This window comes from Humibacter albus DSM 18994, assembly GCF_000421825.1.
Lineage (GTDB): Bacteria > Actinomycetota > Actinomycetes > Actinomycetales > Microbacteriaceae > Humibacter > Humibacter albus.
On record NZ_ATXT01000013.1, the window covers coordinates 1 to 13,546 of the forward strand.

A 13,546-nucleotide genomic window follows, 5' to 3' on the forward strand; every position below is an offset into this window, starting at 1 on the left:
TGGTCAAGTCCCGTGATGTGGTGTTACTGCTGTTGTTTCCTGTGGGTGGGTGATGGTTAGGCGGTGAGGAGCAGTTCGGGGTGGGCGGGCTCGGTGGTCTCGTGGAGGACGTGGATCAGTGCTCGCATTGAGGTCTCGGAGAAGTAGCGGCGTTCCCCGTATTGCCATTCCTCGTGCTGCTCTTGGAGGACGGCTCCGATAAGACGGGTGACGGAGTCGCGGTCGGGGAAGATCTGGACCACGTCGGCGCGACGTTTGATCTCCCTGTTCAGGCGCTCGATCGGGTTGTTCGACCAGACCTTCTGCCAGTGCTCACGGGGCAACGTCGCGAACGCGGTCAGGTCTGGCTCGGCGTTCTCGAGCATGGCCGCGATCTCGGGGAACGAGCCGCGGAGGCTGTCGGCGACTTGGTGGTACTGGGCCGTCACCGCTTCGCGGGTGGTCTGCGCGAAGATCGTCGAGATCAGCGCGTTGACGGGCTTTGACCGTGCCGAGCCGAGCCGCTGGGTCACGTTCCGCGCGAAATGCACCCGGCATCTCTGCCAGCTCGATCCGGGCAGGATCGCCTTGACCGCGGCCTTGAGGCCGGCGTGCGCGTCGGAAGTGACCAGGGCGACGCCGAGCGGGTCGGCGTTGGTGGGAACCTTCAACCCCCGGTCACGCAGGCCGCGGAGGAACTCGGTCCAGAAGTCGGTGGTCTCCGCGTCGCCCAGTGCCATGCCAAGGATCTCCCGCCGACCTTCGCCGGAGACGCCGGTGGCCACGACGAGGGCCTGGGAGACGACGCGGCCGCGGTGGCGCACGTCGAGGTAGGTGGCGTCCAGGAACAGATACGGGAACCAGGTGTGGTCGATCCGGCGGTGCAGGAACTCCTGAACCGCCTCGTCGATCTCGGAGCAGATCCGCGAGACCGTGGACCGGCTGATGCCGGTGTCGTTGCCCAGAGCCCGGACCAGCTGCTCGACCTTGCGGGTGGAGACACCGTCGATCCACGCTTGGCAGATCACCGCGTAGAGGGCCTTATCGACCCGCCGGCGCGGCGACAGCAGCGACGGGAAGAACGACCCCTCCCGCAACTTCGGGATCTGAAGGTCGACTTCGCCGGCCGGGGTCGCGAGGGTCTTCGGCCTGGTGCCGTTGCGGCGCGTTGTCCGCTCCGGGGTGCGCTCGTGCGGGGCGGCTCCGATCCGTGCGGTCGCTTCCGCGTTGATCAGGTCCTGCAGGCCGGCCTGCAGCATCCGCCGGAACACGTCCGAGTGGGCCAGGTCGGGATCGGCGAGGACTTCGCCGATCAGGGTCGTCAAGGCAGACTGGTTATCGGTCATCGTGGGATCTCGCTTTGCTTCTTGCCGGAAACAACTGGTCATCCCACGATGGCCCTCCTACGTCAACGACGACGAGAACCCCGCGGGAAGTGACACCACGCTACGAGACGCACCCATCGCCGTCCTGAATCGTGCGCATGGAGCGACGACTAGGGGGCGGCGCGTGGGCGGCACAGCTGGGACCGCGCCGATTTAACCATCACACTGATAAATATCTTGGCCCGAACTATTGTCCTGACATTCGCAGCCCGATATTGTCAGGACAAACGATCGGAGTGCCCCCTCAACAAGGGACAGAGCGCGGGGGCATCCGATCGTGCCGATCCCGGTGCGCCGGACGCGCCCGATGCACCCCACCGGTGCTTTCGTGCGCCCTCGGGGAGGGTGCCGACGTGTCTGCGCCGACGATCGGCATCCATACCGGCCAGCGAAAGGACGCATGACGCGATGAAGCTCGAATCCCCTTCCCCCGACCACACGAGACGGCGGCGCAGACGCCGACGCGTCACCGCGGCGACGGGAGCTGCTGCGGCCTTCGCGCTGCTCGCCGCCGCGCTGCCTGCGTCCGGAGCCTCGGCGCACACGTCCGGCTCGGACGGCTGGCACTTCGTGGACCAGTACAAGACGAACCAGTCGACGAACACCACGGCTGAGACCAACGCGGCGATCCGGCTCCTCGACAGGTTCTCCGACCTCTGGCAGCCGGGCACCAGCTGGGACAACGGCACCAAGCTGAACGCGGCCGTGCTGGATGAGAACATCCAGCACTCCATCGACATCACGAAGTCGCTCACACCCGCCGAGTCGAAGGAGGCCTACCTCACCGACCGTCGAAACCAGAGCTACTCGGCGATCAACGGGTTCGGGCCGTACGCGGATGCCGTGCGTACGGCATCCGACGCCGGCACGACGATCGGCGACGATATCCCCGCCGACGCCACGACGGTGAAGTACGACGACGCCGGCAACGCGAACGGCGTGTGGGCCGACGAGGACTCGGCGCTGGGCGAGGTCGTCACCCTCGTCGACACCCTGCGCGGCAACTACTCGTCGGGCAACCCGTCGAAGAACTTCTACCAGTACATGCGGCCGTGGCGCTGGTCCGACCAGGTGAAGGTGGTGCCGCAGCTCGAGCCGGAGAAGTCGCCGACCCCCGAGACCGACGGCGGATTCCCGAGCGGCCACACCAACGCGGCCTACCTCGCCGACATCGCCTTCGCATACGCGTATCCGCAGCGCTACCAGCAGCTGCTGACCAACGCGTCCGAGATCGGCAACAGCCGAATCCAGGCCGGCATGCACTCCACGCTCGACGTGATGGCCGGTCGGGTGTTGGCGACCGCGCTCGCCGCCGCGATCCTGAACGATCCCGACAACGCCGCACTGAAGAAGAGCGCCCACGCGCAGGCCGAGCAGGTACTCGCCGAGGCGACGCCGACAGGGAACGACGCCTACGGTGACTACGCCACGGATCACGCCGAGTACCGCCAGCGTCTCACGTATGGTTTCGAGCAGATCGGCGCCACGAACATCCCGGCGACCGTGCCGAAGGGCGCCGAGGCGCTGCTCGAGACCAGGTACCCGTACCTGAGCGACACGCAGATCCGCGAGGTGCTGCGCACGACGGCGCTGCCGTCCGGATACCCGCTGCTCGACGATGAGGAGGGTTGGGGTCGCCTCGACCTGTTCTCGGCCGCAAGCGGGTACGGCGCTCTCGACTCCGCCGTCACAGTCTCGATGAACAGGGCCGACGGCGGCCTTTCCGCCGCCGACACCTGGCAGAACGACATCTCGGGCAAGGGCTCGCTGACCAAGAAGGGCAGCGGTGAGCTCACGCTGGCCGGATCGAACACCTACCGCGGCGGCACCACCGTGGCGGGCGGCACCGTGGTGGCCGACTCGGCGTCCGCGCTGGGCACCGGATCGGTGCGCGTCACGCACGGCACTCTCGCCGAGAACACGTCAGACGCGGTGAAGGTGGACGGTTCGCTCACCGAGTCCGGGGCATCCACAGTGAAGCTCTCGGTCGACTCCGCCGCGCCGGCGCTGCAGGTTTCCGGTCGCGCGATCCTCAACGGCAAGCTCGCGGTCGACATCGCGCCGGGCGTTCAGCTCGGTGACGACGTGGTGCTGCTCACGGCGCGGGACCTGAAGTCGTCGCTGTCGGCGCGCGACATCACGATCACGGGCGCGCCTGCGGGCTACAGCGCCAAGATCGTCGAGCGCGGTGGAGCGCTGCACCTCGTGAACGCCGCGCACCAGCACGGCACCGTCTCGGTGAGCGTGAGCAAGCATCCGGTGCCCGCGGGTTGCACGACGACCGTCTCGGCTGCCGGCCTGGCGGCGCACGCCGCGGCGAGGATCGGTCTCGACGGACACACGCTCGGAACACTGCGCGCGGATGCCCGCGGCCACGCCTCCACGCGCGTCGCCGTGCCCGCATCGACCTCGGCCGGATCCCACACGCTGACCGTTGCGGATGCGCGTGGTGCCTCGCTCGCGTCCACGACCTTGGTCGTGACCAAGGCGAAGCACCGGTGCGGAACGTCGCACCGCTGAGCTGAGTCGCACCAGCCATGACGAAGGGCCGCCCGCTGACGCGGACGGCCCTTCGCTGTGACGGTCGAGACTACTGCTGGTTGTCCTTCGCCAGCTTCTCGAGGGTCGGGTTGTTGGAGTACGCCTCGACGGCGTTGTCCTTGGTGACCAGGATCGGCGTCAGCGCCTTGTAAGGAACGGTGATCTTGCCGTTGTAGGCGTTGGTCTTGTCCTTGTAGTCGACACCGGCGGGCTTCTTCTTGCCATTGGCCAGGTCGGTGATCAGATCGACCGCGCCCTTGGCTTCCTCGTCGGTGTTCTTGTAGATCGTCGAGTACTGAACGCCCTTCATGATGAGCGGGATCGACGCCGTCTCGGAGTCCTGACCGGTGACGATCGGGACGGCGAGGCCTGCCTGCTGCGCGGCGGTGATGATCGAACGGCCGAGCGTGTCGTTCGGCGACAGAACTCCGTCGAGCTGCGTGCCGTTCGAGTACGTCTTGGTGATGATGTTCGTCATACGGGTCTGGGAGTTCTTCGGGTCCCAGTTGTCGGTCTGCACCTGCTGGAACGAGGTCTGGCCCGACGGCACCTTGAGCTCGCCCTTGTCGATCAGCGGCTTCAGCACGCTCATCGCACCGTTGTAGAACACCGTGGCGTTCGCGTCCGTGTTCGCTCCGGCGAAGATCTCGATGTTGTACGGGCCGTTCGCCTTCTTGGCCTTCATGCCGTCCAGCAGCGCCTGAGCCTGGAGCTGGCCGACCTTGTAGTTGTTGAAGGCGACGTAGAAGTCGACGTTCTTGGTGTTCAGGATGTTGCGGTCCCACGCGATCACGGTCGCGCCCGACTTCTTCGCCTGCGCGGCCTGCGTGCTCAGCTGGCTGCCGTCCTGCGCCGCGATGATGATGACCTTGTCGCCCTTCGTCACCATCGACTGGATCTGGTTCTGCTGGTCGGCCACCGTGTTCGACGCGGATGCGTACTGCACGTCGGCCTTGAACCCGGCGTCCTTGAGCGCCTTCTGGAACGATGCCTTCGCCAGCACCCAGTTCTGCGAGGTCTTGGCCGGGAGCGCGACGCCGACGGTGTCGCCCTTCTTGATCGCGGAGTCCGCCGAGCTCGAGTCGCCGCGGGATGAGCAGCCTGTCAGCGCGAGACCCGCGAGGGCCACGGCAGTGAGGCCGATGAGCAATTTCTTGCGCATGTTGTTCCTTCGTGTTGTGGGTTGATGTTGCGGATTGCAGTGCGGCCCGGAATGGACCGCGGTGTATTGCTGTCCCTCGTGGTGCCTCAGGACAGCGGAAGCCTCAGGAGAGGGGAAGCCTTTCGTCGACCTTGTCGCCCAGCGGCTTGTCGATGCCCTGAGGCTGAGCCTCGATCGCCTCTTCGGTGGTCGTGGGCTTCTTGCGTCCGGAGCCCTTGAAGAGGAAACCGATGAACGACGGTCGGCCCTGGGTCTTGTTGTAGACGTCGAAGGCGACGGCGGCGACGAGCACGAGGCCGCGGATGACCGACACCCACGAACTGTCGATTCCCATGAGCGAGAGGCCGTTGGAAAGGAACGCCATCACGAACGCACCGATGATCGATCCGGGCACCGTGCCGATGCCGCCGAAGATGGCGGCGCCGCCGACGAAGACCGCGGCGATGGCATCCAGCTCCCAGTTCGTGCCGTCGAAGGGACCGGATGCCTGCGCGTTGCCGATGAAGACCATGCCCGCGACCGCCGCCAGGACCGACATGTTCACCATGAGCAGGAAGTTCACCCGGCGCGACTTCACACCCGAGAGCACCGCGGCGCTCGAGTTGCCGCCGAGGGCGTAGATGTGACGGCCGAAGACGGTGTTCGAGGTGACGAACGTGTAGATGAGGATGAGCACGCCGGCGATGATGCCGACCACCGGGAAGCTGGTGCCCACCCGGCCGGTGGAGAACAGGTAGGTGGCGAACACCGTGACCCCGCCCAGAATGACGATCTTCACGACGGTGACCCACATCGGTGCGACCCCCGCGTGCATGCGGATGCGCTTGCGGCGGCCGCGGATCTCCGACCAGATCAGCGCGACGAGCACGATCAGGCCGAGGATCAGGGTCGGGTTGCTGTAGCCGAAGTCAGGGCCGAAGTCCGGCAGGAAGCCGTTACCGATCCAGTTGTACGAGTCGGGAGTCGGGACCGCCGTCGAGCTGCCGATCACCTGGTTGAGGCCGCGGAAGATCAGCATGCCCGCCAAGGTCACGATGAACGCGGGGACACGCACGAACGCGACCCAGAAGCCCTGCCAGGCGCCGACGAGCGCCCCGGTGACGAGGCCGAGCAGCATCGCCAGCGCCGGTGGAAAGTGCCACACCGCCATCGACTGCGCGACGACGATGCCGACGAAGGCGGCGACGGATCCGACGGACAGGTCGATGTGGCCCGCAATGATGAGCATCACCATGCCGATCGCGAGGATCAGGATGTAGGAGTACTGCTGCACCATGTTGATCACGTTGGTGGGGTCCAGGGTCAGACCGCCCGTGATGATGTCGAAGAGGACGATGATCACCACGAGCGCGATGATCATGCTGTACTGGCTGATTCCGCGACCCCCGGTGAGGGTGCGAACGCCTTCGGTGAACTTGCTCATGCCGCGGGTCCGGTCTTTCTGGTGGAGGTCATGCTGACCATGAGGGATTCAGGGTTCGCTTCTTCGGCGGACAGCACGTTGGTGATCTGTCCCTCGAAGATCGTGTAGATGCGGTCGGACATGCCGAGAAGCTCGGGGAGCTCGGAGGAGATCAGGACGACTCCTTTGCCCTGGGCCGCGAGTTCGTTGATGATCGTGTAGATCTCGTACTTGGCGCCGACGTCGATGCCGCGGGTGGGCTCGTCGAGGATCAGCACGTCGGGATCCGTGAACATCCACTTGGCGAGGACGACCTTCTGCTGGTTTCCTCCGGAGAGTTTGCCGACGCCGTCTTCGACGGAGTTCGCCTTGATGCGCAGGCGCTTTCGGTAGTCCTCCGCGACGGCGTACTCCTGCAGCGCGTCGACGACGCCGCCGCTGGAGATCTTGCCGAGCCCCGCCGACACCGTCGCGCGCTTGATGGAGTCCAGCAGGTTGAGACCGAGCACCTTGCGGTCCTCGCTCACATACCCGATGCCGTTGCTGATCGCGTCGTGCACGTTGGCGACCTTGATCTCGCGGCCGTCCTTGTGGATCGTGCCGCCCAGGTACGTGCCGTAGCTGCGCCCGAACACGCTCATCGCCAGCTCCGTGCGACCGGCGCCCATCAGGCCGGCGAAGCCCACCACCTCACCGCGGCGCACGAAGAAGTTCTCGTTCTTGCACACCAGGCGGTCCGGGTCGAGAGGATGCTGCACGGTCCAGTCGCGCACCTCGAAGAACTTCTCGCCGATGCGCGGCGTGCGGTCGGGGAAGCGGTTCTCCAGCGATCGGCCGACCATGCCGCGGATGATGCGGTCCTCGTTCACTCCGTCGGTGGCCACGTTGAGCGTCTCGACCGTGCGGCCGTCGCGGATGATCGTGATCGAGTCCGCGATCTGCTCGATCTCGTTGAGCTTGTGCGAGATCATGATCGACGTCATGCCGGACTTCTTGAAGCCGGCGATCAGGTCGAGCAGGTGCTGCGACTCGCTCTCGTTCAACGCCGCGGTCGGCTCGTCGAGGATGAGCAGCTTGACGTCCTTGTGCAGGGCCTTGGCGATCTCGATCAGCTGCTGCTTGCCGACGCCGAGAGTCTTGATCTGGGTGTCCGGGTCTTCTTTCAAGCCGACCAGGTCGAGCAGCTCGGCCGCGCGCGACTGCGCGTAGTCCCAGTCGATCACGCCGAATCGGCCCGGCTCATTGCCGAGGAACAGATTCTCGGTGATCGAGAGCTCGGGGATGAGCGCGAGCTCCTGATGGATGATCGCGATTCCGGCGTTCTCGCTCTGCTTCGTGTTCGAGAAGCGGACTTCGTCGCCTTCGAAGATGATCTCGCCCTCGTAGGTGCCGTAGGGATAGACGCCGGACAACACTTTCATCAGGGTTGACTTGCCCGCGCCGTTCTCGCCGCAGATCGCATGGATCTCGCCGCGAGTCACCGTCATCGACACGTCCGAGAGTGCGAGCACGCCGGGGAAGCGCTTGGTGATCTCGCGCATCTCCAGAATGGGGGCGTTCGCCACGGATGGTCCTCTCACTGTGCTGGACGAGGCATCCACGGCAGGTTTCAGACCTGGGCTCGACGCCATCGTCCGTCGTCCCGCGGTCGTTTCGGCCGCGGGGGCCGGCTCGGGTGGGCCGGCGAGAGGCCACGCTAACACACTTGTGTTCATGTTGTGAACGCAAGTCATCACCGATGACGACGCCGATACCAAAACGTTGAATTCAGCGTTTCTTCCACCGACGGAAGGCGCAGCAGAGCCCGTCAGCGCGGGGGCGAGCGATGGCTGGCTTCAGCTAGCGGAAGCTGTTCCGAGTCAGGCCTCGAGCGCGACATGGAGGTAGCCGCACACCCGGTAGTGGGTCAGCCGCGACCGTGGCTCACCCGCGACCGTGGCTCAGCCGCGAACGGCGGGACACGGAGTCCGCGATCACGGCCAGGACGAGCACGGCCCCGGTGATGACGTACCGCACCGAGGAGTCGAGGTTGAGCAGTGTGAGGCCGCTCGAGATCACGGAGATGACGAGAACGCCCAGCACGGCGGCCCAGGCGCTCCCTCGTCCGCCGAACAGGCTTGTGCCGCCGATGATCGCCGCGGCGATGGCGTTCAGGTTCGTGTCGGCGGCACCCGATGATGTCGTCGCCGACCCGAGTCGCGCCGCCGCGAGCACGCCGCCGAGCGCGGCGAGAGCGGAGCAGAGCATGAACGCGGTGACGAGCGTGCGCCCCACCGGGATGCCGGCCCGGCGCGCGGCATCCACGTTCCCACCGACGGCGAAGACCGACCGGCCCCATCGGGTGCGATGCAGCATGCCGGACATGACGACGACCAGCAGTACGAACAGCACCGGCATGGCGCCAGTTCCACGGTCGATCGAGAGGTACCACACCGCAACGCACAACGCGACTGTGAGAGCGACGGCCTTCGCGATGGGCAGTGACGGATGCGAGACGGGCAGCTGCGCGAGAATCCGGCGTCGGCGGTGTGCGAGATCGGAGCCGAGCATGAGCGCCATGCCCACACCGACCAGCACATACGCGGCCCACGGCGGAAGGAACCATGCGTTCGCGAATTGAACCAGTGGGTTCGAGAACGGGATGTTGATCGAGCCGTCTGCGCCGAGGAGCGCCAGCTGCACCCCGAGGAAGGCCAGCAGGCCGGCGAGGGTGATGATGAAACTGGGCACGCCGAACCTGTTGAGCAGGAACCCGTAGAAGGCGCCGATGACGACCCCGGCGGCGATCGCGACCAGTACTCCGACCGTCATCGGCCACTCCAGCCGCATCGCGCAGACACCGACGATCGCACTGGCGAGACCGCTTACCGAGCCGACGGAGAGATCGATCTGGGCAACCAGCAGGACGACCACGGTGCCGAGCGCGATGACCCCGAGCGGTGCCGCCTGGAGTGTGAGGTTGACGAGATTGCCGGGTGCGAGAAAGCGCGGATTGAGCAGCTGGAACAGCACGGCGAGCACGACGAGACCCGCGACGACGGGCAGCGAGCCGAGGTCGCCGCTGCGCAGCCGCGCGACGAGGCCGGTGAACGCATCGCGCAGGCTGTCCGCGGTTCCGTCGTCGACTTGCTGGTGGCCGAGGCTCACAGTGATCCTCTCTCGCCGATGTCGTCCTCCGGAGTGCCCTCCTCGAGGTTCAGGACCCCGGTGATGGAGGCGATGATGTCTTCGTAGCTCATGGCCGGAGCCCGGAATCGTCCGTTGACTCTCCCGAGTCGCAGCACGATCACGCGGTCGGCGACGGCCTGCACGTCGGCCATGTTGTGACTGATCAGCACGACGCAGTGCCCGCGTTCGCGCAGCAGCTCGATGAGGTTGAGAACCTCGGCGGTCTGCGCGATGCCCAGCGCGGCCGTCGGCTCGTCGAGGATCACGACGCGGGGGTCGCCGATCAGTGAACGCGCGATCGCGACGGTCTGGCGCTGCCCGCCGGAGAGCGTGGCGGCGCGCATTCGCACCGAGGGGATGCGCGCCGACAACTGCCGCAGCAGTTCCCAGGAGCGCCGCTCCATCGTCTCCTCGTCGAGCACGGCCCCGCCGACCTCGCGCCCGAGGAACAGGTTCGCGACCACGTCGAGGTTGTCGCACAGCGCGAGGTCCTGGAACACAGTGGCGATGCCGAGTTCACGGGATGCCGCCGGCGATGGTATCGAGACCTGCCGTCCCTCGAACGTGACGGTTCCGGCATCCTGCGGATGCACTCCGGCGAGGATCTTCACGAGAGTCGACTTGCCCGCACCGTTGTCGCCGACGAGCGCGACGACCTCGCCGGGATACAGATCGAGGTCGACATTGCGCAACGCCTGCACGTGGCCGAAGGATTTGCTGATGCCCCGCATGCTGACCACGGGACCGCGCGGGTCTCCGCCTGCACTGTTGTACGGCGCTCCCTCACCGAATGAGTAGCTCATGTGATGCCGTACTCCTTGCAGTACGAGGCGTACGGCGGTGTGCAGATCTGTGCGGCGGTGTGGAAGCCGCTGTCGATGACGACGCGCTTCACGTTCTGCACCGTGACGGAGACGGGGGTCAGGATGACGCTCGGCACCGGGTGCCCCGTGGCCTTCGTGGTGCTCGTGCCGTGCGGGGAGGCGCCTTTCGCGAGCTTCAGGGCAGCGTCGGCCGCGATCTGCGCCTGGCGACGAATCGGCTTGTAGACGGTCATGTACTGGGTTCCGGCGAGAATGCGCTGCACCGCCGCCACCTCGGCGTCCTGGCCGGTCACGGGCGGCACGGGATCGACGCCGCCCGCCTGGAGCGCGGCGATGACCCCCTGGGCGAGGCCGTCGTTGGCGGCGTAGACGCCCTTGATCTCGCTGCCGAAGTGCGTGATCTGACCGGCCACCCAGCTCTGCGCCTCCGCTCCGGCCCAGTCCGGGGCGTCGTACTCGGCGAGCACCTTGTATCCCGATCGGTCCAGCACGGAGTGAGCCGCCTTCTTGTACAGATGCGCGTTGTTGTCGGTCGGCGAGCCGTTGACCATGAGAATGCCCGACCCGGCGGGTGCACCGAGTTGCTGCAGTCGGTTGACCAGGGCTTTCGCCTGCAAGGAGCCGACGCGTCGGTTGTCCGCGGAGACGAAGAACGAGAGATTCGGGTCGTCGATCATGCGATCGTACGCGATCACCGGCACCCCCTTGGAGACCGACTCGTTGACGATGGATGCCGCGGCCTCGCCGTCGACAGCATCCAGAACCAGCACCGAGACGCCTTGCGCCAGAAGCGACTCCGCCTGCTGTTGTTGGCGTGCCGCATCGGCGGATGCGTTCTGATAGGCGACAGTGCACCCCGGGCATCGGGCGTGGATGCGCGCCTCGAACGCCGGCCGGTCGGCGGACTCGTATCTCGTGTTGGTGGAGTCGGGAAGGAGGAGCCCGATCTGTGCGTGTGCGGGGTCGCTCGCCGATTGTCCTGTGCCGCCCGGCGCGACGCCATTGGCACAGCCGACAAGAGCGCAGACGCAGGCGATGGCCACGAGCAGTGCGCCCGCCCGAAGCGCCTTCATTCCGCGGCTACCTCCCGTGCGGTGGAACGTTCGGCGGCAAGGACGCTGCTCGCCACGCCCGCTGAGACACCGGGTTCGGCGGCTGTCGCGTCTTCGGGCTGGATCGAGATGCGGTCCACTGCGAGCGCGACCGCGCCCATGGCAGACGCGTTGACGCCGAGCTGCCCCTGCACGATCTCGGGCGCGAAGCGGGTTCCGGCCACGATGGCGCGCTCCACCTCGCGCCGCATCGGGCCGAGCAGGAGTTCGCCGGAACGCGCGAGCTCACCGCCGACCACGATGCGTTCCGGGTCGAGCAGGTTGCACAGATTCGCGGTCGCGATGCCGATGGCGGTGCCGGCATCGGCGATGGCCCGTACGGAATCCGATTCGCCTGTCATGGCCCGAACTATCACGTCCTGGAGCTTGGCGCCGCGCCCCGACGACTGAAGCCGCTGGATCAGCGCCTCTCCGCCCGCGATCGCCTGTACGCATCCGCGGTTCCCGCACTCGCAGAGCGGTCCGTCTTCCTGGATGACCGTGTGCCCGAGCTCGCCCGCCATGCCACCGTGCCCCGAGTACACGCGGCCGTTCAGCACCAGTCCGGCCCCGATGCGGTCGCCCACGTCGACGAACACGACGTCGTCCTTGCCGCGCGCGGCTCCGAGCCGGAGCTCGCCGAGCGCGGAGGCATTCGCATCCGTATCGACGAAGACCGGGCGCTTGAGCCGGCGCTGGATGACATCGGCCACCTCGACGCCGTCCCATCCGCGCAGCACGCCGCGACGCGCGATCATGCCGGTGCGCTGATCGAACGCAGCGGGGATGGCCACACCCACCGCCAACAGGTCGATCATGGCGGCGCCGACCGACTCGAGCATGTCGTCGAGGAGCATCGTGACCCGGTCGAGCTCGTTGTCGGCCCTATGGTCTTTGGCCAGCGGCATGTGCGTCTCCGCGACGACGGTGTAGGCCACGTCGGACACCGCGATGCGCAGGTGTCTCGTCGAGAAGTGCACGCCGGCCACGAGCCCGAGGCCGTGCGCGAGCGTGACGTTCTGCGCGCGTCGGCCGCTTCGCGTGCCGGGCGTCGTGTTCAGGACGCCGGCGCCGGCGAGCTCCTTGACGATGTTCGACACCGTCGCGGGGGAGAGACCGGTGAGTCCCGCCAACTCGATCTGGCTCAGCCCGCCGTATTTGCGCACGGCATCGACGATGCGGCCGCGATTGGCTTCACGGAGTGAAGTCTGCGACCCCGGCGTGCGACGGTGGGCTTCCACGAGACCACGATACGGTATGCGGCTATCGGATGCCCGTGCGTGCGAACGCGACCATCTCGCCGTGATCTGTCTGCTCCTCGCGGCGGACGGCATGGAGCCGAATCGTCGATCGAGGCTTCGGTTCGGTAACGTCTCGCACGCGATCGGCCGCATTCCCCGCCGTGCGCACGGCACCCGGCAGACTAGAGGCATGGCCGACTTCCACGTGTACCGCGATCGTCTGGTGATCCGCCTCACCCGTGCGGAGAAGGTGCTGGCGCTGAGGCGCGACGACATCGTGGTGCCGCGCGAGAGCATCCGGTCGGTGGCCATCACGGCCGACCCATGGATCTGGATCCGCGGGGTGCGGGCGCCGGGCAACAGCATCCCGCTCACGTTGGCGGTGGGGACGTGGAAGTTCCACGGCGGCAAGGACTTCCTCGTGCTCAAGGGCAAGCAACGTTCGGCGGTCGTCATCGACATCGAGCAGCCGGAGCAGCGGGATGTCGACAGGGACTCGGGTGCGCGAGAACAGGCATCCGACGGTGACGAACCGGCAGTCGAGCCGGCGGCCGAACCCTCGGCCGAAACCGCCGAACCCTCGGCCGAAACCTCGGCCGAGCCGGAGGAAGTGGCCGGCGGCTTCTCGCGCGTTGTCGTCTCGACGCAGCACGCCTCGGAACTCGTCGAAGCGCTGCGCGACATCCGTCCCGGCTCCGATGGGCCCGTGGACGAGGTCATCGGGTCGTAGCAGACGCCCGGCGGTTCTGCCGC

10 protein-coding genes are annotated in these 13,546 nt (G+C 66.8%); 2 read left to right on the top strand and 8 right to left on the bottom strand.

Going from position 1 to position 13,546, the window contains the following annotated elements:
• Window positions 1-56: 56 nt before the first annotated feature.
• Entirely contained in the window at window positions 57-1,325 is a 1,269-nt protein-coding gene (locus H623_RS0104805) for an IS256 family transposase (protein WP_022899078.1), read from the bottom strand.
• 447 nt (window positions 1,326-1,772) lie between these two features.
• Between H623_RS0104805 and H623_RS17825 the strand changes: the two genes are divergently transcribed.
• On the top strand, window positions 1,773-3,884 hold the full coding sequence (locus tag H623_RS17825; protein ID WP_022899814.1) for a phosphatase PAP2 family protein: 2,112 nt from the start codon (window positions 1,773-1,775) through the stop codon (window positions 3,882-3,884).
• A gap of 70 nt (window positions 3,885-3,954) precedes the next feature.
• On the opposite strand, the gene H623_RS0104815 is transcribed toward H623_RS17825, so the two are convergent.
• The 7 genes from H623_RS0104815 to H623_RS17830 form a co-directional block, all read right to left on the bottom strand.
• A complete protein-coding gene (locus H623_RS0104815; RefSeq protein ID WP_022899815.1) occupies window positions 3,955-5,067 on the bottom strand; it encodes a substrate-binding domain-containing protein in 1,113 nt (370 codons plus the stop codon).
• Window positions 5,068-5,170: 103 nt separating this feature from the next.
• Window positions 5,171-6,490 (bottom strand): multiple monosaccharide ABC transporter permease, encoded by a 1,320-nt coding sequence (mmsB, locus tag H623_RS0104820; protein ID WP_022899816.1) that lies wholly within the window; start codon window positions 6,488-6,490, stop codon window positions 5,171-5,173.
• Window positions 6,487-8,010 (bottom strand): multiple monosaccharide ABC transporter ATP-binding protein, encoded by a 1,524-nt coding sequence (mmsA, locus tag H623_RS0104825; RefSeq protein ID WP_051143112.1) that lies wholly within the window; start codon window positions 8,008-8,010, stop codon window positions 6,487-6,489. Before mmsA ends, mmsB begins: the two co-directional genes overlap by 4 nt.
• A gap of 382 nt (window positions 8,011-8,392) precedes the next feature.
• Complete coding sequence (locus tag H623_RS0104830; protein ID WP_022899818.1) at window positions 8,393-9,616, bottom strand: sugar ABC transporter permease; 1,224 nt, start codon at window positions 9,614-9,616, stop codon at window positions 8,393-8,395.
• Window positions 9,613-10,440, bottom strand: coding sequence for an ATP-binding cassette domain-containing protein (locus tag H623_RS0104835; RefSeq protein WP_022899819.1), 828 nt, complete (start codon window positions 10,438-10,440; stop codon window positions 9,613-9,615). Before H623_RS0104835 ends, H623_RS0104830 begins: the two co-directional genes overlap by 4 nt.
• Entirely contained in the window at window positions 10,437-11,534 is a 1,098-nt protein-coding gene (locus tag H623_RS0104840; protein ID WP_022899820.1) for a substrate-binding domain-containing protein, read from the bottom strand. The genes H623_RS0104835 and H623_RS0104840 overlap by 4 nt, the downstream gene beginning before the upstream one ends.
• Complete coding sequence (locus tag H623_RS17830; RefSeq protein ID WP_051143084.1) at window positions 11,531-12,793, bottom strand: ROK family transcriptional regulator; 1,263 nt, start codon at window positions 12,791-12,793, stop codon at window positions 11,531-11,533. Before H623_RS17830 ends, H623_RS0104840 begins: the two co-directional genes overlap by 4 nt.
• Window positions 12,794-12,983: 190 nt before the next feature.
• Here H623_RS17830 and H623_RS22130 point away from each other — a divergent pair, with 190 nt between their 5' ends.
• Entirely contained in the window at window positions 12,984-13,523 is a 540-nt protein-coding gene (locus H623_RS22130; protein ID WP_245558897.1) for a hypothetical protein, read from the top strand.
• Window positions 13,524-13,546 lie beyond the last annotated feature (23 nt).

What these genes read in the sequence shown, in the direction of transcription:
- H623_RS0104835 (WP_022899819.1), bottom strand. Translation starts at nt 10,440, where the DNA reads ATGAGCTACTCATTCGGTGAGGGAGCGCCGTACAACAGTGCAGGCGGA.
- mmsA (WP_051143112.1), bottom strand. Translation starts at nt 8,010, where the DNA reads ATGCGCGAGATCACCAAGCGCTTCCCCGGCGTGCTCGCACTCTCGGAC.
- H623_RS22130 (WP_245558897.1), top strand. Translation starts at nt 12,984, where the DNA reads ATGGCCGACTTCCACGTGTACCGCGATCGTCTGGTGATCCGCCTCACC.
- H623_RS0104805 (WP_022899078.1), bottom strand. Translation starts at nt 1,325, where the DNA reads ATGACCGATAACCAGTCTGCCTTGACGACCCTGATCGGCGAAGTCCTC.
- mmsB (WP_022899816.1), bottom strand. Translation starts at nt 6,490, where the DNA reads ATGAGCAAGTTCACCGAAGGCGTTCGCACCCTCACCGGGGGTCGCGGA.
- H623_RS17825 (WP_022899814.1), top strand. Translation starts at nt 1,773, where the DNA reads ATGAAGCTCGAATCCCCTTCCCCCGACCACACGAGACGGCGGCGCAGA.
- H623_RS0104840 (WP_022899820.1), bottom strand. Translation starts at nt 11,534, where the DNA reads ATGAAGGCGCTTCGGGCGGGCGCACTGCTCGTGGCCATCGCCTGCGTC.
- H623_RS0104815 (WP_022899815.1), bottom strand. Translation starts at nt 5,067, where the DNA reads ATGCGCAAGAAATTGCTCATCGGCCTCACTGCCGTGGCCCTCGCGGGT.